The organism is Amycolatopsis antarctica (assembly GCF_002262875.1).
Lineage (GTDB): Bacteria > Actinomycetota > Actinomycetes > Mycobacteriales > Pseudonocardiaceae > Amycolatopsis > Amycolatopsis antarctica.
Window position 1 is genome coordinate 187189 of the sequence record NZ_NKYE01000005.1, and the last position, 21842, is coordinate 209030.

Consider the following 21842-nt stretch of genomic DNA (forward strand, 5'->3'; position numbering starts at 1 on the left):
GACGAGAAATAACACAGCTATTTTCAGTCGATTACTGTGGCCGTGGGACGATTTCATATCGTGCGTTTGCCGGAGTCGTGCCATTGACCGCTATCCCTGCCGACGGGACGATTCCGTATCTACGCTCCGTGATCGAGAGTGGCGACTTTTGCGTCTCCCTGAAAAGCGTTGCGGGTGACGGGCGCCAGGGCAAGACTCGGAATATGTAAGTGGTGTCAGCGAAGCCTGCGAAGCCGCGTGGCCGTTTCTGGTCGACCTCGAAAGGAATGGCGTGAACGACCCGATGTCGCAAGAGGATCGCATCGCGGCGCTTCCCGAACATGCACGGAAGCTGCTCAGAAGCCGCCTCGCCGGAGGCGGTGGCAGGACCGTTCAGGCCGAGCTGATTCCGCGGTCCGCGAGCGATGGGCCTCTTCCGATGTCATCGGGCCAGCGAGGGCTCTGGTTTCTCAACGAGTTCGATCAGGGCGGGGCCGAGTACAATGTCGCAGTCGGACTCCGGCTCTCCGGCGCGCTCGATCGGCATTCGCTGCTGACCGCGTTGTCCCACCTGATCCGGCGCCATGAGTCCCTGCGGACCACGTTCGGATCCGTTGACGGCCGGGGCGTAATGCTCGTTGGGGACTCGGCCGGCCCGGAGCTGAACGAGATCGATCTGACCGCCATGCCGCGAAGCGGTCAACAGGCCGAGCTGAGTCGTCTGCTCACCGAGGAGGCCGGCCAATCGTTCGACCTGTCGCGGGGGCCGCTGTTCCGCGCCACTCTCATCGGGCTGGAACCGACTCGGCACGTTCTGGTGCTCAGCATGCATCACATCGTTTCCGACGGGTGGTCACTGGGGTTGCTGGCCCGCGATCTGGGAGCGTTGTACCGAGCCGCCTGCGAAGGGCGGGGCACCGCGGAACTGCCGCGCCTCCCGGTGCGCTGGGCCGACTTCGCGGCCTGGCAGAACGAGCGGTGGAACCGGGGTGAGCTGGCCGGGCAGCTCGAGTATTGGCGCGATCGACTCGAAGGAATCGAACCGCTGGAGCTGCCGGTCGATCGCCCTCGGCCGGCAGTTCGATCCTCCGCTGGTGCCGTGCATTGGTTCTCGGTCCCGGAACCGACTACCCGTGCATTGATCGCCCTCGGCCGTGAGCATGGTGCGACTCTGTTCATGACCCTGATCGCGACGACTCATGTTCTGCTGAGCCGCTACTGCCGGCAGGACGATGTCACTGTCGGCACCGTGACCTCGGGGCGTCCCCGGACAGAGCTCGAGCACCTCGTCGGCCTGTTCGTCAACACGATTCCCATCAGGTCCACGATGCATGAGGGATTGACCTTCGCCGAGCACCTGGCGAACGTGCGGCGTACGGTGCTCGACGGGTTCGCCAACGCGGAGATCCCCTTCGAACGACTAGTGGAAGAGCTGGCGCCCGTACGGGATACCAGTACGACGCCGCTGGTACAGGCGCTGGTCACACTGCAGAACGCGCCGGCCATGGAATTCGACCTGCCGGGACTGGAGGTTGAGCCGTTCTCGTTGCCCAGAACGAATGCCACACGTGACGTCAGTATCGAGTTCACCGAGCAGGGCGGAAAGCTAGAGGCCAGTCTCGAGTACAGCACGGACTTGTTCGACGCGGCCACGGCCGAACGCCTCGCTGCCGGACTGGTTGTTCTGCTCGGCGCCGTCGCCGCAGACCCGAGTGAGAACGTCGGCCGGCTCCCGGTGCACTCGCCGGCGGACGAGGAGCTGATCGAATCGTGGAACAAGACAGCCATGGACAGCGGGGAGCCGCGCTGCCTGCACGAGATCTTTGCCGAGCAGGCGAGGCGCACACCGGACTCGCCGGCCGTCGAGTTCAACGGCAAGGCGTGGACATTCGGCTATCTGGATGCTCGCGCCAACCAGGTAGCCAACCGGCTGGCCGACCTGGGAGTGGTGCCGGATACGTTGATCGGCCTCTGTCTCGAGCGCGGCCCTGAACTCCTGGCGGGAATACTGGGAATAATGAAGTCTGGCGGTGCCTATGTGCCGCTGGACCCCAGCTACCCGGTCGACCGGATCGAATTCATGATTGAAGACAGTGGTTCCACGATGGTGGTAACCCAGTCCGATCTGCACGGATTGTTCGACGGCAGTGACATCGAGCTCGTCGACATCGATTCAGTCGGATCGTGTGATCGGGCCACCGGACCGACAGGTGGCGCGCGTCCGGATTCTCTCGCCTACGTGATATACACGTCCGGTTCCACCGGGGAGCCCAAAGGCGTGCAGGTCGAGCATCGAAACCTTCACTACATCGCACATGCGTGGAACGAACGTTACCAATTGTGTTCTGCGAAGCTGCGTTTCGTATCGGTATCCAGCATTTCAGTCGACCTTTTTCTCGCCGACTTCATTCGTTCCGCGCTGTTCGGCGGAGTGCTGATAATCGCCCCGGCGGATGTCGTCACTGAGCCCTCCTCGCTGGTGGATCTGGTGGCAGGCGCCTCGGCGACTGGACTCGAGATGTCGCCGAGTCTGGCGGCCTCGGTCGTCACCGAGGCGCGTCGCCGCAAGAGTGGCCTCGAGACACTGCGACTGGTGTCCGTCGGCTCGGAAGGGTGGCGGGTCGAGGACTGCCGGGACCTGCTGGACGTCGTCTCACGCGAGGCGATGGTGATCAACGCCTACGGGGGCACCGAAGCCACAGTGGACTCGTCGGTGCACCAGGTGACTCCGGAGTCGCTCAATGGCAGAGGATTCGTACCGATCGGCCGTCCGCTGGCGAATACCCGGATCGAGCTGCGTAATGGAATCGGTAACGCGGTGCCGATCGGAGTGGCCGGCGAGTTGTACATCGGCGGGGACGGCGTCGCCCGTGGCTACCACGGCCGTGCGGAGCTGACTGCGAAACGTTTCCAGCGTGACGACAGCGGCCGGCGCTTCTACCGGACGGGCGACCTGGCCCGGTGGCTGCCGACCGGGGAACTGGAGTTCCTCGGACGGGCCGACGATCAGGTGAAGATTCGTGGTTTTCGAATCGAGCTCGGCGAGGTGGAAGGCGCACTGATCGCGATCCCGGCCATTGCGGAGGTCGCGGTGACCGCGCGCCGGGACGGCGCGGTCCAGCGGTTGGTGGCGTATCTGGTCCCAGTGGCAGGAACCGCCGTGCCGTCTGTCGCCGAGTTGCGGGCTTCGCTCGGCCGCACACTCCCGGACTACATGATCCCGTCGATCTTTGTGCCGCTCGACCGGCTGCCGATGACTCCGAGCGGGAAGGTCGATCGGAAGGCGTTGCCGAAACCGGACGGCCGGCCGGAACTGGCTCAGGCGTACACGGCCCCGCGAACCGAGTTGGAGTGCCAGTTGTGTTCGATCTGGTCCGCCGTGCTCGGTGTGGAACGTGTCGGTACCCAGGACAACTTCTTCGAACTCGGTGGCGATTCGATTCTGAGCATGCAGGTAGCGGCGAAGGCTCGCCAGGCCGGACTGACCGTGTCCACCAAGGACCTGTTCGCCAGGCAGACGGTGGCCGAGCTCGTTCAAGTGGACGGTCTGCTCAGCGGAGCGCCCGACGCCGACCAGGGCGAAGTGGTCGGTGCGGTAGAGCTGACTCCGATCCAGCGCTGGTTCTTTGAAAGCCACCCGGTGCATCCCGAGCACTACACGATGACCTTCCACGTCGAGCCCGTGGGCGAGGTCGATGTCTCGGCGCTTCGGTCGGCGGTCGATGCGCTGTTGACCAAACACGATGCGCTGCGGATGCGGTTTCACCACGAGGACGGCCGGTGGCGTCAGCACAATAACGGGCTGTCGGATGCCGAAGTTCTCATCGTCCGCGAGCTGGATTCGGCCCAGGGCGTGGATGCCCTGGCGTTGTCGATGCAGTCCTCGATCGAGCTCGGCTCTGGCCCCATGCTGCGGGTGGCGCTCACGCGGACGGGGGCACGCCCGCGGTTGCTGATTGTGGTGCATCACCTCGTCGTGGACGGCGTTTCGTGGAGAATCCTGCTGGGGGACCTCGAATCGGCGTACGAGCAGGCCCGCTCGGGTGTGCCGGTCGATCTCGGCCCGAAGACGACGTCGTTTCGGGAGTGGGCGAGTCGTCTCGTCGAATCCGCCGAGGCCGGCCGATTCGACGACGAACTGTCCTACTGGACCGAAGCCGACCCCGCGGCCGCATCGCGATTGCCGGTTGACCTGCCGGGCCCGAATTCCGCCGACAGCGAGCAGACGCTATCGGTGAAGTTGGGCCGGGAGCGCACCGACGCACTACTGCAGATGGTCCCGTCCACCTACCGCACCCAGATCAACGACATCATCCTGAGCGCGGCGGGCGTGCTGTTCGCCGAGTGGTCCGAACAGGAACTCGTCGCCATTGGAATGGAGGGCCACGGTCGTGAGCACCTCGGTGACGACCTGGACGTCTCCGAGACCGTGGGTTGGTTCACCACGCATTTCCCCGCACTGCTGAGTGTCCCGAAGGCATGCGGGTGGGGAGAACTGATCAAGTCGATCAAGGGGCAGCTCCGGCTCATCCCGGGGCGAGGACTCGGCTACGACGTACTCAAGTACGTTCTGAAACACCCGGAACTGCTGGCCCATCGCATGCCGGAAGTGAGCGTCAACTACCTCGGGCAGTTCACCACGATCACGGCCAGCGAGAAGTTGTACCAGCGGCATCTACCCAATGTCGGCCGGGATCACCACCCGGACCAGGAACGCCCCTACCTGCTCGACGTGGTGGGCGTCGTCGAGAACGGTGAGATGGAGTTCACCTGGGTGTACTCGGCGAACGTGCATCGTCCGGAGACGATCAGGCGATTGGCGGACCGGCTGATCACCTTGCTGGACGAGATCATCGGTCACTGCGCGAACGTCGGTGTGGGGGGCGCGACCCCCTCGGACTTTCCGTTGTGTGGCCTGGATCAGGACCAACTGGACGCAGCGCTGGGCAACGCGGAGGGCGTCGTCGACGTGTATCCCCTCACGCCGATGCAGAGCGGGATGCTGTTCCACAGCCTGATGGAATCCGACGCGGGCACGTACTTCGAGCAGATGTCGTTCGTCCTCGGGGGTGTGTCTGAGCCGGAACTGCTCGCTGCCGCCTGGCAGCGGGTCGTTGATCACACTCCGATCTTGCGTACTTCGCTGTTGTGGCGGGGAGTTCCGGAGCCGCTACAGGTCGTGCATCGCACCTGTCCGCTGGAGATAGATCACCTCGACTGGTCCGATCTGCCTGCGCCCAAACGCCGGCGCAGGCTTGCCGAGTTGCTGGCGAAGGATCGCGAGCGGGGAATCGATCTGTCGACGGCACCGCTGATGCGGCTGACCGTCGTCCGGCTGGGACGCGATCAGGTACGAGTTGTGCGCAGCTCGCACCACGTCCTGCTGGACGGCTGGAGCACTTCGCACGTGCTCGCTGATCTGTTCGCCGCCTACCAGAGCCTGGCCGACGGGGTGGAACCCACGCTGCCGGTGCGCCCCCCATTCCGCGAGTACGTGGAGTGGCTGTCCCGCCAGGACGGTCCTGCCGCCGAATCGTTCTGGCGCCAAGGACTGGCTGGACTCTCGGCACCGACCGCGTTGCCCTTCGACAGGCATCCGGACGCCAGCCACGGAGCTCGCTCGGTCGTCGGCCACGAGATCCGGATCGCCGCCGGTACCACGCGGAACCTGTACGAGACGTTGAAGCGTCATCGGTTGACCGTGAACAGTGCGGTACAGGGAATGTGGGGTCTGCTGCTGGCCCGGTACAGCGGTGAGCAGGACGTCCTGTTCGGCGCCACCACCTCGGGACGGCCGGACGCCCTGCCGTCGGTCGAGGACTGCGTTGGCCTCTTCATCAACACGATGCCGGTGCGGGTGCCGGTCGACGAACAGGCCACGCTGGCCGGACTGCTGACGAGCCTGCAGGACAGCCAGGCGGCGTCGCGTCAGTTCGACTACGTCTCTCTCGCCGATCTCCAGAGCTGGAGCGAGTTCCCGCCGGGTGCAAGTCTGTTTAACAGTATCGTCGTATTCGAGAACTTCCCATTCGACGCGGATTCGGCCCAGCGGCATGGGGTCGAGGTCGTCGAGTTCCAGGCTGAGGAATCGACGAACTATCCACTGAGTCTGGTCGCACATGCGGGTTCCGAGCTTTCGCTGGTGCTGAACTTCGACCCTGGCCTGTTCGAGAACGACACGATCCGGCGGATGTCGAACGCACTCCGACGCCTGCTGGAGCAGGTCGCGGCAAATCCGGACCAGCCGCTTTCGCGGGTCACCCTGCTGACTGAGCACGAGCGTTCCCAGCTGGTCGATGAGGTCAACCGGACCGATGTTTCCGATGCGGACGCCCGGCCGGTGCACGAACGCTTCGCGTCGCAGGCCGTCAGTTCGCCGGACCGCACCGCTGTGGTCGCCGGCGATCGGAGCCTGACCTTCGCGGAACTCGACGAGCGATCGGGCAGGCTCGCCGCCTACCTGACGAGCCGCGGGGTCGGCGCGGACGCGATGGTGGGGCTCGCGGTCGAGCGGGGCATCGAGATGATCGTCGGACTGCTCGGGATTCTGAAGGCGGGTGCGGCCTACGTACCACTGGATCCGAACTACCCGCCGGGCCGGCTCCGCTACATGATGGACTGCTGCTCGCCGGATCTCGTGCTGAGCCAGCGAAGCCTGGCCGACCGGCTGCCACTGGGGAGACGCCCGATCGTCCTGCTCGACAGCGACTGGCCCGAGATCGATGCACACCCACCGGCGACAGAACCGGTCGTCGTGCACCCTGATCAACTCGCTTACGTGGTCTTCACGTCCGGTTCCACCGGAAAGCCGAAGGGCGTGCAGGTCGTCCACCGCGGAGTCACGAATCTCTGCGCGAGTCATGGCGCGACGGTGTTCGGACCGGCGACCGACGCGGTCGGCAGACCATTGCGGGTCGCCCACACCGCATCACTGTCCTTCGACGCGACCATGGACCAGATCATCGGCATGGTGCACGGTGCCGAACTGCACGTCATCGATGAACCGACCAGACGCGATGCCGCGGCCCTGACGGCCTATGTGCGGCGTCGGGGCATCGACTTCCTCGGCGTGACTCCTACATTGATGCACCAGCTCCTCGAACTCGGGGCGCTGGAAGGCGAAGGGCCCACACCGTCCTGCGTACTGCTCGGCGGGGAAGGCAGCGGCCCGGAGCTGTGGGCGCGAATGCGGCGACACGACGGACTGACCACGCACAATTTCTACGCGCCGAGCGAGTGCACGGTGGACGCGGTGGGCGCGAACGCCGCGGACAGCGCGACTCCGCGGATCGGCAGACCGATCCGTAACACCGCCGTCTACGTCCTCGACGCCCGATTGCGGCCGGTCCCGGCCGGTGTGCCAGGTGAGATCTACCTCGCGGGGGACAGTCTCGGACGTGGCTACCTCGGCCGCGCCGACCTGACGGCGGAGCGCTTCGTCGCGGCACCGTTTGGCCCGGCGGGCCGCCGGATGTACCGCTCCGGCGACATCGGCCGGTGGTGTGCCGATGGCATGCTCGAACACCTTGGCCGCGTTGACGACCAGGTCAAGGTCCGGGGGCACCGGATAGAGCCGGCCGAGGTCGAAGCCCGAATACTGGCCTATCCGGGAGTTCGCCAGGCGGTGGTGGTCGCCCGGGACGACCTGCTCGGCATGCGCCTGGTGGGTTATGTGGTGACCGATCCGGAAGGATCGGTGAACACCTCCAGGCTCAGGGACTTCCTTGCCGAGAGCCTGCCGGACTACCTCGTCCCCGCGGCGTTCGTGGACCTGGACGAACTGCCTCTGACACCGAGCGGAAAGCTCGACCGCAAGCTGTTGCCCGCGCCCGAATCCCGGCCAACGCTGGAGACTGCCTTCGTCGAGCCTCGCACTGGCATCGAACGGGCCCTGTCGACGATCTTCGCCGAGGTTCTCGGCCTCGATCGGGTGGGCGCCGTCGACGATTTCTTCGAACTGGGTGGTGACTCCATCCTGAGTATCAAGGTGGTTTCCCGTCTGCGTTCCCGGCTGGGTGTGGAGCTCTCCCCACGCGTCCTGTTCGACAACCCGGTGCTCGCGGACCTCGGTTCACTGATCGCCGCCGAGAAGCCGAAGGCGGCGGCCGGCCCGGTTTCGCTGCCCCGGGGCTCGGCTTCCGAGCAGAACTTCCCTCTGTCGTTTGCCCAGCAACGACTGTGGTTTCTCGACGAGTTCTCCCCGGAAAGCGTGGAATACAACACTGGCGGAGGTTTCGCTCTGACTGGTGACCTCGACATCGATGCGTTGAAGCAGGCGCTGAACCGGCTCGTCGAACGGCACGAGGCACTGCGCACGACGTTCGACTCGCTCGACGGGCACGGTGTGCAGACAGTGCACCACATCGTCGAGCCGGTCATCGACCTGACCGATCTTTCGGCGGTCCCCGCCGATGAGCACGATGCCGCGGTGGAGGCGGTGCTGAGTCAGGAGATGCGGACCCCGTTCGATCTCCGGCGCGGCCCGTTGCTGCGAACCAGGCTTGTCCGGCTGGCCACCGATCGGCACCGGCTCGTCCTGTGTATGCACCACATCGTGACCGACGGCTGGTCCATGGGCCTGATCGCAGAGGAACTCGGCACGCTGTATTCCGCTGCGGTCGCCGGTGTGGACGCCAGGCTTCCCGAATTGCACGTACAGTACGCCGACTATGCCGTCTGGCTGCGGGAGAAGCTGACCGGAGCGGTGTTCGACGAGCGGCTCGCCTACTGGGTGGAGAAGCTCGGCGGGCTCTCGCCGCTGGAACTGCCGACCGACCGGCCGCGTCCACCGGCCAAGACGTCGAACGGCGCCGTGCACAGGTTCGATCTTCCGGCCGCGATGGCCGAGCGGCTCCGTGGCATCGGCAGGCAACAGGACGCGACCCTATTCATGACGCTCGTGGCCGCGACCAAGGTACTCCTGGCCCGCTACACCGGGCAGGAGGACATCGCGCTGGGCACGGTGACCTCGGGACGGGACCATGTCGATCTCGAGCACCTGGTCGGCTTCTTCGTCAACACTGTTGTCCTCCGGTCCACCGTTCACGCTCAGGATTCGTTCGAAGCGCTGCTCCGCACTGTCCGGGACACCTCAGCCGAAGCGTTCGCACACGCCGACGTGCCGTTCGAGAGGTTGGTCGACGCGCTGGCGCCTGAACGGGATCCGAGCAGGAACCCACTCGTCCAGGCGACGGTGGTACTGCAGAACACTCCCGGCGGCCGCTTCCGGCTCGGCGACGTGGGAGTCGAGCCGCTTCCGTTGCCGATTCGTTCCGCTGTCTTCGATCTCTCGTTCGAATTCGGTGTCGAGGACAGCGGTCTGGAAGCGCTCATCGAATACAACACCGACCTGTTCGACGAGAACACGGTGCGGCAGATGGCGGTCCAGTTCCAGGTTCTGCTGGAGTCGATCGTCGACGATCCGGCCGCGAAGGTGGGCGACTTGACGGTCGTGTCCGACAGCGAACGTGCCACGCTGCTTCGGCAAGCCGCCTCGGTTAACGCTCTTCCGGTACCGGACCGGTGCGTCCACGAGCTCGTGGACGCGCGGGCCCGGCAGGTGCCTGAGGCTGCCGCGCTCCGGGCAGGCAACGTGACACTGAGCTTCGCCGAACTGACGACACGGGCCAACCAGCTCGCGAATCATCTCCGCCGGCGCGGTGCGGGGCCGGGTTCGCTCGTCGCCATCAGCGTCGAACGCGGCATCGACATGGTCGTCGGCCTGCTCGGAATCCTCAAGGCGGGTGCGGCCTACGTCCCGCTGGATCCCGCCTATCCGCCGGAACGGCTGGCGTTCATTCTCGAGGATTCCGGCGCCACGATACTGATCACCGAGCGCGAACTGGCCGGTCTGCCGTGCTCGTCCGAGATCGAGACGGTCCGGCTCGATGAAGAACGGGCGCCTATCGCGGCACAGCCGACGACCGCTCCCGAGACCGGTGTTCGGCCACACGATCTCGCCTATGTCATTTACACGTCCGGTTCGACTGGCATGCCGAAGGGGGTGCTGGTCGAACACCGCAACGTGGTGAATCTGCTGACCCATACGATCCCGCATGTCGGCCTCGGGTCAGAGGACGTCTGGTCCGTGTTCCACTCGTATGCCTTCGATTTCTCGGTGTGGGAGCTGTGGGGAGCCCTGTCCTCTGGTGGCCGCGCGGTGCTGGTTCCGTTGCCGGTGGCGCGCGACCCGCAGCAGATGTGGCGACTCCTGCGGACGGAAGCGATCACCGTGCTGAACCAGACGCCGTCCAGCTTTCGCGAACTGGTTCGCACCGCCGTGGAGTCCGGCGAGGCCCTGCCTGTCCGGCTGCGCACGATCATTTTCGGCGGTGAGGCGCTGGAGCCAAGACACGTGCGGGACTGGTTCGAGAACTACGACGGCGTCCGGCTGGTCAACATGTATGGCATCACCGAGACCTGCGTGCACGTCACGTACGAGGAACTCGACTGGAAGGAGATCCAGGAGCGTGGACGGATCTCGATCGGACGTCCGCTGGGCAACTACACCGCGTACCTGCTCGACCCACGCGGGAACCCGTTACCGGCCGGAGCGCGGGGTGAGCTCTACATCGGGGGTGCGGGCTTGGCCCGCGGTTACCTCAATCGGCCGGAACTGACGGCGCAGCGGTTCGTCGAGCACCCGCTCGCGGATCGTCTCTACCGCACCGGCGATCTGGCCAGGAGGCTGCCCGACGGCAGACTGGACTACTTCGGCCGAGCCGACGACCAGGTGAAGATTCGCGGTTTCCGGATCGAACCCGGCGAGATCGAGTGGGCACTGATCTCGCACCCGGCCGTGTCGGAGGCGACGGTGGTCGTCCAGCCGATGGGGAAGGGTTCCCGGCTCGTCGCCTACCTGGTATCGGGCTCCGATGGGACGCCAGAAGTGACAGAACTGCGGGCACACCTCGCTCACAGCCTGCCCGATTACATGGTGCCCGCACTGTTCGTCCAGGTCGCCGCGATACCGCTGACCCCGAACGGAAAGGTGGACCGTCGTGCTCTGCCAGAGCCTGTCTCGCAGGAACAGCCCGTCGGCGAGCGGGTGCCTGCCCGCAACGAGTCCGAGGCGAAACTCGCGGCGGCCTGGGCCGAGGTGCTCGGGCTGACCGACATCGGCGTGCACGACAACTTCTTCGAGCTCGGGGGCGACTCGATCCTGAGCATCCAGGTCGTGTCGAAGGCACGCAACGCGGGCATGTACTTGACGACGAAGGACATCTTCACCTACCAGACGATCGCGGAGCTGGCTGAGGTAGCGGCGGCGGACGAACTCGTGTCGAGTGGTATTCCGGCGATCGGGGACTCTCCGCTCACTCCGATCCAACGGTGGTTCTTCGAGCACCATCCGCGCCACCCGGACCATTTCGGAATGTCCGTACAACTCGAACTGGCCGACCAGGCCGACCGGACCGCGATGCATCTGGCCCTGAGCGCGGTCCTCGCGCATCACGACGTCCTGCGGGCGAGATTCTCCAGTGGGGACGGGCAGTGGCGGCAGCGGGTACTGCCGGTGGAGACAGCCGGTGTGGACCTTCGCGTCGTCGACATCTCTCGCCGGACCGACCAGGACCAGGTGTTGGAGGCCGAGGCGCTGCGCGCGCAGGAGGGTTTGAGCCTTACCAACGGGCCCCTGCTCGCAGCGGTCCTGTTCGTCACCGCGACCAAGCCGCGACTCTTCCTTACCGCCCACCACGCGGTCGTCGACGCGGTGTCGTGGCGAATTCTCCTCGAGGACCTGGCGAACGCCTATCAACAGGCCGCCGCCGGGAAATCCGTCTCGTTGGCGCCCAAGACCACTTCGTACCGGGAGTGGGCGATCCGGCTCCAAGAGCACGTGTCCGGCGGAGCGTTCGACCGGGAACTCGAGCACTGGACGGCCGCTAGTGCCGTCCCGGCCGATGTTCCGGTAGACGGCACCGGACCCAACACGGTTGGTTCGGGTGAAACGCTCGCGGTTCGCCTGGACCCGGCTGAGACGGAGATCCTGCTGAGGCGAGCTCCCGGAAGGTACCGCGCGCAGATGAACCATCTTCTGCTCGCTGCAACCAGTCGTGCTCTTTCGCGCTGGTCCGGCAACGCCGAAGTGGTCATCGACGTCGAGGGCCACGGGCGGGAGGACTTGTTCGACGAGGTCGACCTGTCAAGAACGGTTGGTTGGTTCACCTCGATCTTCCCGGTGGCGTTTCGCGTCGGCGATCCCGAGCGGCCGGACTGGCGCTCGATAACCCGCGAGGTGAAGAAGCGGTTGCGCGAGGTTCCTGGCCGTGGCATCGGGTACGGAGCGCTTCGCTATCTCAGCGGCCCGGACGGGGCCGGGCACCGGCTGACCGCCTCCCGTGGAGCCCAGGTCAGCTTCAACTACCTGGGCCAGTGGGAGGGCACGGTCGATGCGACGACCTTCGGCAGACATCTGCCCAGCGTCGGAAGCGATCAGGCGCCCGAGGAGATACGTACTCATCTGATCGAGGTCGTGGCAGGTGTGTACGCCGGCGAACTGGAACTGACCTGGATGTATTCCCCGAACGTCCACACGATCGACACCGTGCGGAGCCTCGCGGAAGACGTCCGTCACGCACTGTGGGACATCGCGCAGCAGAACGCCTGAGCATTCGTGTACCAGCGCGTGCCGACGAGACGAAGGGGACAGAGCTGTGCACAGAATAACGCTGAATCAGCAGGAACGTGACGAAGTAGCGGAGCTGGTCGCCGAGGTCGCGGGGGACGACCCCGAACGCTGGAATCCACTCGAGGCGATGGACAGCTCGACCGAACTCGCCGAGCGTCTACCACTGAGACTGCGGCAGTTCCTCGCGGGGGTACGGAAGAACGAGTCGGACGTCACGGTGGTGTCCAACCTGCCGGTGTCAGATGATCTCCCGCCGACGCCTATCGGCTGGGACATCGCAGCCAAGACGGGGGCAGGGCATCGTGAGGAAGCCGCGCTGCTGCTCTGCGGTTCCGCTCTCGGGGAGCCGTTCGGCTGGGCGAACCAGCAGGACGGCCGGATCGTGCACGATGTGTGTCCCGCACCCGGGCACGAGAACTCGATGACCAGCGCCAGCAGCGAGACCGAGCTGTCATTGCACACCGAGGACGTGTTTCATCCGTGCCGAGGTGACTATGTGTCCCTGATGTGCCTGCGAAATCCGGATGCGGTGGGGACGACACTGGTACGCATCGCCAATCTCGAACTCACCGAGTCGGTCAGGGACATCCTCGAACAGCGCCGCTTTCGTTTTTACCCGGACGATTCCCACGTGGGTGCGGTACTCGCCGGTGCCGCAGCGGAGGACTATCTGGCCGGGCGTGGGTACGACCTCGGCGCCGTGGTGTTCGGCCCGGCCGAACGACCCTACTTCCGATTCGACGTCGACTTCATGTCCGCGGCCGCCAGCGACGTCGTCGCGAGTGAGGCGATCATCTCGACCAATCGTGAGTTCGCCGATCGCATTGAGAGAGTGGCGCTCCTCCCGGGGGACGCGGTGTTCGTGGACAACTATCGCGTGGTGCACGGACGTGAACCGTTCAATCCTCGGTACGACGGCAAGGACCGCTGGCTCAAACGTCTGAATCTGATCCGCGACGTCCGGCGGATCTACGCCATGAGTGATCGGCGCTCCCGGATCATCGCCTGACTCCTGACCGTGTCGAACGAGGAGTACCGGGTGAGCATCCCACTGTCCCGTAACCGCAATTTCCACCTACTGTGGATCACGCAGGCCAGCTCCGAGTTGACCAACCAAGTCTTCGTGCTGGTGTATCCACTGCTTACGCTCGCCGTCCTCGGGTCGCCGGCGGCCGCTGGCCTGGTGGGCACGGCGCTGGTAGGTGCACAACTGGCGGTAGGCCTGCCGGCCGGTGTACTGGCCGATCGGTGGGATCGTAAGAGGATCCTGCTTCTGTGCGCGGGGATTCGCACGATCGCGTACACGAGCATCGGTGTCGCCGTCTGGCAGGAGGCCTTGACGTTTCCGCACCTGCTGGTGGCCGCCGCCATCGAGGGTGCGGCCCTCGCAGCCACGTTTCCCGCGGAAGAGGCGGCCCTGCCGCAGGTGGTGGGCAACGACCAGTTGCAGACGGCGCTGGCACTCAATTCGGCCCGGGTGTCGCTCGGTCAGTTGCTGGGTAACACCTTCGGCGGTCTGCTGTTCGGGCTCTCTCGAGTGTTTCCCTTCCTGCTCAACGGAGTTCTGACAGCTCTGTCCTTCGTGGTCCTGTTGTTCCTGCGGATTCCAGGCAGGCCGAGGCCCGAGGACACTGAAGCGGAAGCGGAGCATGTTCCGCCCGAACGATTCTGGCGAAACCTCAGTGCCGGTGTGCGATGGGTCGTCCAGCAGCCGATTATCAGGCTGACCTCGATATGCGCGGTCGCGCTGAACATGTCGTTCACCGCGATCTTGATCATCGTCATCATGCGTGCCGAGCAACAGAACACGCCGTCGTTGCTCATCGGGGTGATGATGGCACTGCTCGGTGTCGGCGGCTTGCTCGGCGCGCTCGCCGCGACCCGGCTGCACAAGATGCTGAGTCCGTACGTGGCGATCACCGGCGTCATCTGGATCTCGACCCTGCTGGTGCCCTTGGTCGCGTTCGCCGGGCATCCCCTTGTCGCGGGGGGATTGCTCGCGGTGGGCGCGTTCATCGCGCCGACGGCGAACACGACCATCGTGACGTATCAGTTGCTGCTCACACCGGACTCGATGCGTGGCCGGCTGAGCGGCGCGATGGGAGTGCTGGACGGAACGGCCGGTGCTATCGGACCCGCGCTGGGTGGAGTTCTGATGCAGGTGCTCGGCCCCCGGGACGCGCTGTTCGTGTGCGCGGTGCTGATGCTTCTGCCTGCGATCGTGTCGGCGACCAGTCCGACTCTGCGCAGATTTCGCGGGATGGCCGACATCGACGAAGCGGCTGGGCCGAACGGCCCGATGCAGGAGGAACGGATCAACAAATGAGCTCTCCCAGTCTGACGGACGTTGATTTGGCGGATCCGCGCACGTTCGCCGACCAGGATCTGGCGGCATTCTGGCACCAGCTCCGGCAGGAACAACCACTCTATTGGCATCCGGAGTCCGATGACAGGCCCGGCTTCTGGGTGCTGTCCCGGCACGAGGACCTGCTGGCGATCTACCGGGACACATCGAACTTCACCTCTGAGCGGGGAAACATACTCGACACCTTGTTGCAGGGCGGGGACTCGGCTGCGGGGAGGATGCTGGCCGTCACGGATGGCGCCAGGCATGTCGCGCTCCGCCGAATTCTGCTGAAGTCATTCTCGCCCAGGGCGTTGCAACCAATTCTCGAACGACTGCGTTCCGCAACGTCGGAGCTCGTCGACAACGCAGTGCGGCAAGGGGCGGCCGACTTCGCAAAAGACGTAGCCGCCAAGATTCCGCTCAACACTATCTGCGACCTACTAGATGTTCCGGAGTCGGATCGTCCCGAGGTGCTCCGGTTGACCAAGTCCGCGCTTGCGTCGGACACCTTGGAACCCGACAGGATGTCGGAGTGGCTCGCCAAGAACGACATCCTCATGTATTTTGCGAAGATTGCCAGGCGGCGAAAGGGAACTCCGCATTCTGATGTGGTGAGTCATCTCGCCGTCTCGTCGATCGATGGGGTGGAACTCACTGAGGATGAGATAGTTCTCAACTGTTACAGCCTTATCCTGGGCGGTGACGAAACGAGCAGGCTGTCGATGATCGGCGGGCTGCATGCGATGATCGATAATCCAGCCCAATGGCGAGCATTGCGTGATGGTGAGGTTTCGGTCGACGGCGCGGTGGAGGAAGTGCTGCGTTGGACGACACCGACTATGCATTTCGGGCGTAGTGCTGTGCGCGACGTGGAAATGCATGGTCAACGGATTCGCGCTGGCGATATCGTCACCTTATGGCACAGTTCCGCGGACTTCGACGAGCGCGTCTTCGACAACCCCGGCGAATTCGATCTCGCGCGTAGCCCGAATAATCATGTAGCGTTCGGCTACGGACCTCATTTCTGTATCGGCGCATATCTCGGCCGCGCGGAGATACGCGCGATGCTGGCAACGCTGATCGAGAAGGTTTCAGATATTCGTTCAACGGGTGGAGAAAAGAGGATCTACTCAAACTTTCTGAGCGGTTTCAGTAGTTTGCCGGTAGAGCTCTTTCCGTCGTCCGGCCCCGGGTAGCAGTTTCGCCAGCGCTGAAATTCATTGATTCGTTCCCGGTCTGCCGGCAGGCTGTACTGGACACCAGGCGACCCTAAGAGGGGCTGAATGGAACTCGAACAGTTGTTTCCGTTGGAATCGCAACCTGCTCTCGACGTGGTCGTCACCACCGTGCCCTCGGACTCGCACACCTGGAACCTCGTGTTCCTGCAGTTGCTGCTTCTGGAGCAGGGGCATGATGTGGTGAATCTCGGCCCCTGCGTGCCGAACACCACGCTCATCGAGTACTGCATCGACAATCGCCCCGACCTGGTCGTGGTGAGTAGTGTGAACGGCCATGGTTTCCCCGACGGTATGCGGCTGATCGCGGAACTTCGGGCACAGCCGCTGCTGTCCGCGCTCCCGGTCGTCATCGGCGGCAAGCTGGGCATCAGGGCCGAGGAGAACGTGCAATATGTCGAGCACCTGATCGAGGGCGGGTTCGACGCCGTGTTCGAGGACGGTGGCGGATTGCGTGCCTTCACCTCGTTCGTCGAGTCCTTGCCTGTGAGTGTTGGGTGAGCGCCACCGGAATCTCGACGACAAGCCCGGAATCGTTGCCGTCGAGCGGATTTGCGACGGGATTCGCAGGTTTTGTCGCCCGCGCTCAGGCCGAGGGTGAACTGGTTGTCCAGCCCCGGATGGGCATGCACGACCCGGGGCGAATGAGAGCCGGGCTTCGGGCGACGAGGGCGGCGGCCGCGAGGTCGGTGGGCACTATAACGCTGGACAGCTACACCCGTACCGGCGATCTCGGGTCAGCGCGCCGGGCGCTCGACGAGGGTATCGACCTCAACGGGTTCCCGATCGTCTCGCACGGCCCCGAACTGACCCGGGCCATGCTCGACGGTGTTTGTGACGGCGATTTTCCCGTGCAGGTGAGGCATGGCTCGGCGGCTCCCCAAGATATTTTCTCTGCCCTGATGAGGGCAGGAATCGATGCCACCGAAGGCGGACCGGTCTCGTACTGCCTCCCGTACAGCAGGACCCCGTTGAGTGATTCGGTGGCCAACTGGGCCGCGTGCTGCCGGTTGCTTGCCGAACTACCGGAGTTCGGCGTCGAACCCCATCTGGAGACGTTCGGCGGTTGCATGCTCGGACAGCTCTGCCCACCGAGTCTGCTGGTCGCGATCAGCCTGCTCGAGGGCATGTTCTTCCGTCAGCACGGGATCAGGAGCGTCTCGCTCAGCTACGCCCAGCAGACGCATGCTGGCCAAGACGAAGAGGCCATCCTGAGCCTGCACAGGCTGGCCGGTGAGCTGCTGGGAGACCACGACTGGCATGTCGTTCTGTACACCTACATGGGGGTATACCCGAGCACGAGCCGGGGAGCCAACGCGCTGCTTGCCGAGGCCGCCGATCTCGCGGTACGGACCGGCGCCGCGCGGCTGATCGTCAAGACCGTGGCCGAGTCGTACCGGATCCCGACGGTGCAGGAGAACGTCAGCGCATTGGAGTATGCGGCCGCGGTGGCGCGCCGAAGCCGCCGATCGATGATCATCGGTGCCCCGTCGGATACTGGTATCTACGAGCAGGCATGGGCCATTGTGCAAGCAGTGCTGGATCTTGACGCCGATCTGGGTGTGGCTTTGTGCCGTGCCTTCGAGCTCGGCTACCTCGATGTCCCGTACTGCTTGCACCCCGACAACGCGCGGCGTACCCGATCTCGGATAGCTCGTGACGGGCGCCTCGTCTGGGCGGAGATCGGTTCACTGCCGATCGCCCATGCGCTGGACGATGTCGAGCACCCCGAACTCGGTTCCTCCGGGCTGTTGTCCGCGCTGTCTTACGTGGTCCGCAAGTTCGACGGCGACCTGCTCGAGGACGACGAACTACCGACTGCCGATCTGGAAGCAGGATGACAAGGATGAGCGAACCATCGCCGATTCCGCAGTTGCCGTCACCCGTCGAACACCTCAGGTCACCTAGGACTCGAGCCGTCCTCCGGATCCAACAAGGACTGCTGAGGGCGGCACGACAGTTCCTGACCGCCGACGAGGGCTTCATGGAACTACTTCCCCCGATCATTGGCCCCGTGACCGATCCCGGCGCGCGGGGCGCCAAGCAGGTCGATGTCGACTTCTACGGGCACCGATACAAGCTGATGACCAGTGGCATTCTCTACAAGCAGGCGGCACTGTCCGGCTTCGACCGGGTGTTCTGCGTGGCCCCGAATGTTCGGCTGGAGCCACTGGAGACGACCTCGACCCAGCGGCACCTCGCGGAGTTCCACCAACTCGATGTCGAGATCGCCCACGCGTCGCGGGATGAGGCGATGACTGTGGCCGAGGGGGTCCTGCAGCACATGGTGGCGTCCGTCATCGAGGAACACCCCCAAGAGCTCGAGCAACTCGGGCGGGATATCGGCGCGCTCAAGGAACTCGGCAACGGCGCTTACGTCCGGCGATCGCACACGGACATCGTTGCGAGCCTGCGCGAGATCGGCCACGATCAGAGCCCGGACGCGGAGATCGACTGGGAGGGTGAGCGCATCGCGTCAGAGCGGGCGCAACAACCATTTTTCATCACGGACTACCCCAAGGGATCACGCGGCTTCTACGATCGTGAAAGCACGTCGACTCCCGGGGTCCTGCGCAACTTCGACCTGATCGTCCCCGAGGGCTATGGCGAGATCTCCAGTGGAGGCGAGCGCGAGTTCGAGTACGGCAGGATCGTCGCGCGAATGAGGGAAACCGGAGAGAACCCCGCGAAGTATCGCTGGTACCTGGAGATGGTCCGGGAGGGAATGCCGGGCAGCGCTGGATTCGGCATCGGGGTCGAGCGGCTCACCCGGTATGTGACAGGTGTCGATTCGGTGTGGCAGACCAGTGCGTTCCCGAAGATTCCGGGAGTCGTATCGCCATGAGCATCTCGTTCGAGGCCCCCGGGTTTCCGGCAGACGAAGTGCGAGCGCGAGCACGGCACGGCCGCGCCGCGGTGTTCCCGGACGCAGGCTCCTACGGCACGACGCTATTCGGGGCCACGCCCGCCGGCGCCGAGGCTGATCCGCTGGAAGCGATGCGGCTGTTGCCGCCGATCTTCATGCCGCACCGGATGGAAAAGTTGATCGAACTCGGCCGGGAGCCGACCTACCACGATGTCTCTCTCAATACCGCGATAGGCGGGTTCGTCGCGCCGATGCCGCTGTATGTCTCTGCGTTCGGTTCGACCCGGATCGCAGGCCGAGACCTGGGCATCGCGGTGAGCGCACAGGCGGGCAGGCTCGGATTGCCGATGGTCATCGGTGAGAACGTCGTCCCGGTCCACGGTTACGGCAGGGCCGGCAGTGCGCAGTCCTCGATGCTCGAACGGATACGGACCTACGTCGATGCGCTGCCCGCCGGGCTCGGCGGCATCGTGGTGCAGCAGAGTACCGAGGACGCCGATGCCGAGGTGTGGAACCTGATCTACTCCGACTCCGCGACGCGGTCCCTCCTTGAGTCCGGGCGGCTGGCTTTCGAACTCAAGGTCGGGCAGGGTGCAAAACCGGGCCTCGGTGGAATGACGCTGCTCGACGGCGCGGAGGCCTCGGAACTGCGGGATCGCTACACACTCGATACCCCGGCCGGGGACGGTGGCGACCGGTGGCTCCGGCACAGCAGTCCCGGAACATTCACTGCCGAGGTTCTGCGTCAGCAGATTCGACTGATGCGCAACAACTACCCCAAGGCGCGGACGTGGGTCAAGCTTCCTCCAGGGCGCGATATCCACCCGGCCGTCCGTACCGCAGTTTCGGCGGGGGTCGACGCGGTCACGGTAGACGGCGCCGAAGGAGGGACAGGGTGGGCGCCCAAGGCATTCCTCACTCATGTCGGCTTGCCGCTTGCCGAATGCCTGCGCCGCATCGGGCCTCCACTCGCGCGGTCGACGTGTCTGCTCGTCAGCGGACGTTTCTGGGAGGGCGCCAGGGTCGCGAAGAGTCTCGCCCTCGGTGCCGGCGCCGCTGGGCTTGGTCGGGCAGCGCTTGTCGCCGCCGCGACGGACTTCGAACACGGACTAGAGCGACTGGCGGACAGTATTGGCCTTGAGTTACGGATGATCCTGAGCGCCCTCGGCAAGTACGAGCTCGGCCTGCTGGGGCACGAGGATCTGCTGGACCCTCGTGATCTCCGGCCAGCCGCACACACCGAAACCGACCCTGTAGAGGAACTGCGATGAGCACCACTATCGGCAGCACGAAAGCACTCCGGGAGACGACACTCGACGAGCTGTTCGAGGTGCTTTCTGCGGAGAATTTCCGCGGGGTCCGGCAATGCGCAGAAAGGATGCGTGAAGAGCTCGGCGATGAGCCGGACATCGCGGGGAAGACCGTGCTGGTCGCCTACGGTGGCGGCAAGGACAGTGCGTACATGCTCGCCTTCGTACGTGCGATTCAGCTTCTGCTCTACCGAGAGCACGGAACGACCTTCACGATGCGAGTCGTGACCAATCGACATGCCGGAATGCCCTACGCCGTGATGGCCAACGTCGACCGCTCTTACCGCGCTCTGCGTCTGTACGACGACCCCCAATGCCACATGCTTCTCGTGGACGGCAACGAGATCAACACGTTCGATGTCGACCGGCCGCAGAGCCCGGCTGTTGTGGAACTCAACCGAACCGACATACTGATGGCCGGTCATCGCACGTTTGGTGACGGAAGGCCGACTTTCTGCAATGCCTGCAACCTCAGCGTGGTCAATTCGTTTGGTCTCGCCGCTGCCTATGAAGGCGGGGTCGACATGATCGTCACCGGTGATTCGCCGCAGGAGCAAAGATCCTACTACATGTGGATCTTGCGACTTGCCCACAAGCTGGGCACGAAGATTCCCCGCCGTGACGAGAGATCCGAAGGTTTCGGTGGCTTTCTTTCAGTGATCAATGATATCGGGCTCAGTTATTTCACCGAAATTCACGGGAAGGACGCACATGACGAGATAGACAAGCGGGCCGTGACGACAGACGTCCCCGGCCGACTGGGTTTTTTCACCATCTACTCGGATACCGCCTATGCGTCGGGCGACCACTGGGATCTGCTGACGAACTATCTCGGCTTCGTCTTCGACGACCTCGCGTTCAATTTCACCGAATCGGACTGCGCTAATCCGGCTCTGATGGCACATCTGCGCGCCTTGCGATGTGAGCGTCTTTACGGGCAGGAGTACGCCGAAGGGTTGGCGGAGTACGTGCGGTTCGCAATCTCTCTGATGCGCAGCAAAGAGATTCCAGAAAGACTGATCGAGGTAATGCGGCGGCGCTATGAGGGGCCTGATGCGCCGGACCTTATGCGTGCCGCGATGGACGAGTACGCCATGGACACCTTCGGTCTCACTGAGCCCCAACTGGTCAGCATGGTCTACTCGCCGTTCGCCGCCGGTGGGGCAGGACTCGCGGCCTACATCGAGTCGGAACACCCGGACCTGGCAGACCGTGTGCCGGAGATCCGCGCGGTACTCGAGAACGGCGACGACGACCGGTTGTCAGGGCGGCTGTACGACATGACCGGCCTCTCGCTCGAACAACTTCGCACCCTCCATCGCAGTTCGTTGCGGCCGAAGTCCGGTTCGACCGACGGCGGGGGGATGTTGGACGTGATTCTCGACGGTGATCCACACAAGCGGACGGTACTGACGAAACAGGATCAGGCGTCCGAGGCTGTACCAGAGTTGATCTCCGGTCGTTGATTCGAGAA

9 protein-coding genes are annotated in these 21842 nt (G+C 64.5%); all 9 read left to right on the top strand.

Going from position 1 to position 21842, the window contains the following annotated elements; genetic code table 11:
• Positions 1 to 418: 418 nt before the first annotated feature.
• Entirely contained in the window at positions 419 to 12589 is a 12171-nt protein-coding gene (locus tag CFN78_RS10530) for a non-ribosomal peptide synthetase (protein ID WP_205660481.1), read from the top strand.
• A gap of 238 nt (positions 12590 to 12827) precedes the next feature.
• A complete protein-coding gene (locus CFN78_RS10535; RefSeq protein WP_165777512.1) occupies positions 12828 to 13619 on the top strand; it encodes a TauD/TfdA family dioxygenase in 792 nt (263 codons plus the stop codon).
• A gap of 30 nt (positions 13620 to 13649) precedes the next feature.
• Positions 13650 to 14936 (top strand): MFS transporter, encoded by a 1287-nt coding sequence (locus CFN78_RS10540; RefSeq protein ID WP_165777513.1) that lies wholly within the window; start codon positions 13650 to 13652, stop codon positions 14934 to 14936.
• Positions 14933 to 16153, top strand: coding sequence for a cytochrome P450 (locus CFN78_RS10545; protein ID WP_094862543.1), 1221 nt, complete (start codon positions 14933 to 14935; stop codon positions 16151 to 16153). The genes CFN78_RS10540 and CFN78_RS10545 overlap by 4 nt, the downstream gene beginning before the upstream one ends.
• A gap of 87 nt (positions 16154 to 16240) precedes the next feature.
• The gene (locus tag CFN78_RS10550) at positions 16241 to 16693 is read left to right on the top strand and encodes a cobalamin B12-binding domain-containing protein (RefSeq protein WP_094862544.1); all 453 of its coding nucleotides are present in this window, start codon (positions 16241 to 16243) and stop codon (positions 16691 to 16693) included.
• Between the two features lie 35 nt (positions 16694 to 16728).
• A complete protein-coding gene (locus CFN78_RS10555) occupies positions 16729 to 18033 on the top strand; it encodes a methylaspartate mutase (protein WP_165777524.1) in 1305 nt (434 codons plus the stop codon).
• Positions 18034 to 18038: 5 nt separating this feature from the next.
• Positions 18039 to 19037, top strand: coding sequence for an asparagine synthetase A (locus CFN78_RS10560; protein WP_240519374.1), 999 nt, complete (start codon positions 18039 to 18041; stop codon positions 19035 to 19037).
• Positions 19034 to 20329, top strand: a complete 1296-nt coding sequence (locus CFN78_RS10565; protein WP_094862547.1) for a glutamate synthase-related protein — start codon at positions 19034 to 19036, stop codon at positions 20327 to 20329. The genes CFN78_RS10560 and CFN78_RS10565 overlap by 4 nt, the downstream gene beginning before the upstream one ends.
• Entirely contained in the window at positions 20326 to 21834 is a 1509-nt protein-coding gene (locus tag CFN78_RS10570; RefSeq protein ID WP_205660482.1) for a hypothetical protein, read from the top strand. The genes CFN78_RS10565 and CFN78_RS10570 overlap by 4 nt, the downstream gene beginning before the upstream one ends.
• Positions 21835 to 21842 lie beyond the last annotated feature (8 nt).

Excerpts from the sequence above, each read along its gene's own strand:
- CFN78_RS10530 (WP_205660481.1), top strand. The coding sequence starts at position 419 with ATGTCATCGGGCCAGCGAGGGCTCTGGTTTCTCAACGAGTTCGATCAG.
- CFN78_RS10545 (WP_094862543.1), top strand. The coding sequence starts at position 14,933 with ATGAGCTCTCCCAGTCTGACGGACGTTGATTTGGCGGATCCGCGCACG.
- CFN78_RS10550 (WP_094862544.1), top strand. The coding sequence starts at position 16,241 with ATGGAACTCGAACAGTTGTTTCCGTTGGAATCGCAACCTGCTCTCGAC.
- CFN78_RS10560 (WP_240519374.1), top strand. The coding sequence starts at position 18,039 with ATGAGCGAACCATCGCCGATTCCGCAGTTGCCGTCACCCGTCGAACAC.
- CFN78_RS10565 (WP_094862547.1), top strand. The coding sequence starts at position 19,034 with ATGAGCATCTCGTTCGAGGCCCCCGGGTTTCCGGCAGACGAAGTGCGA.
- CFN78_RS10570 (WP_205660482.1), top strand. The coding sequence starts at position 20,326 with ATGAGCACCACTATCGGCAGCACGAAAGCACTCCGGGAGACGACACTC.